The organism is Pseudomonas morbosilactucae, from assembly GCF_023241715.1.
GTDB classification, from domain to species: domain Bacteria; phylum Pseudomonadota; class Gammaproteobacteria; order Pseudomonadales; family Pseudomonadaceae; genus Aquipseudomonas; species Aquipseudomonas morbosilactucae.
Window position 1 is genome coordinate 1 of the sequence record NZ_JALQCW010000150.1, and the last position, 1,306, is coordinate 1,306.

Below are 1,306 nucleotides of genomic sequence, written 5' to 3' on the forward strand. Positions count from 1 at the left end.
CTGGCCGAGCTGGCGGTGTGGATGGGCCGCCTGCCCGCCGAGGTGCCGACTGAGGCTCGGGCCTGCACCGCAGCGCCTGAAATGCTGGCGCCGCTGCCCCAAGCCGACGGGCTGGCGATGCTGCGGCGACGCCCCGATGTGCGTCAGGCCGAGCGTCAGTTGGCGGCCGCCACGGCGCGGATCGGCGTGGCCAGGGCCGAGCTGTACCCGCGCATTGCTTTGGGCGCCGGTGTTTCCAGCTCCGCCCACCATCCCGATGGCCTGGATGCCGGTGGCGCCAGCGTCTGGCAACTGGGGCCGCTGCTGTCCTGGAGCTTTCCCAATATCAGCGCCGCCCGCGCCCGTATCGCCCAGGCCAGTGCCCGGGAAAGTGCGGCCCTGGCGCGTTTTGACCAGCGCATTTTGCTGGCCCTGAAAGAACAACAGCAGGCCCTGGGTGATTACCAGGGCGCCCTGCAACGCCAACAGGCCCTGCACCAGGCGGCCAGGCATTACGCCGAAGCCCGGCGTCTCGCCGCGTTGGCCCGTGCGGCCGGGGCCACCAGTGCCCTGGACGAGCTGGATGCCCTGCGCCGTGACGTGGAGGCCCGCAGCCAGTCGGCCGCGGCCGATGCCCGCGTGATCGACGCCCAGGTGCTGCTGTTCAAGGTCATGGGCGGCGGTTGGCGGGATGCGCCGGCCATCGCCTTGCCCGACGCCACCGGGCCTGCCCCTCAATCTTCCGTCCGACCTGCCCGTGAGCCTATGCAATGACCGATCAAGCCGCCCCTCCGATGGCCCGCCCCATGACCCGACGTCGCCTCCTCAACTATGTTGGCGCGGCGCTTTTACTGCTGCTGGCATTGGCCTGGGGCCTTCACTGGTGGTTCAACGGACGCTTTCTGGTGGCCACCGACAACGCCTATTTGAGGGCCGACATCGTCACCGTAGCCCCGCGTGTGGCTGGTTACCTGGCGACGGTAGACGTGCAGGATAACCAGCCGCTCAAGGCCGGCACCGTGTTGGCGCGGATCGATGACAGCGACTATCAGGCTCGGCTGCAGCAGGCTGAAGCCGCGCTGCAAGAAGCCCAGGCCGCTACCCGTGCCCAGCAGGCTCGTATCGCCAACCTCGTCGCGCGCCAGCAACAACAGCAAAGCCTGATTGCCCAGGCTCAGGCCGGGGTTGGCGCGGCCGAGGCTGAATCGCGACGGGCCGAGCAGCAGATCCATCGGCAACGCCAACTGGCCCGTCAGGACGTCAGCAGCGCCCAGCAACTGGAGCAGGCCGAGGCCCAGTCCCGGCAAGCGGCGGCCGCCCTGGCCGC

The 1,306-nt window shown here is 69.6% G+C and carries 2 protein-coding genes; both read left to right on the forward strand.

Features of this window, described 5'->3' with window-relative positions; translation table 11 throughout:
- The coding region (locus tag M1B34_RS33600) for a TolC family protein (protein ID WP_268267425.1) at positions 1–753 on the forward strand (753 nt) is incomplete at its 5' end.
- Positions 754–785: 32 nt separating this feature from the next.
- On the forward strand, positions 786–1,306 hold a 521-nt coding region (locus M1B34_RS33605; RefSeq protein WP_268267426.1), incomplete at its 3' end, for an HlyD family secretion protein.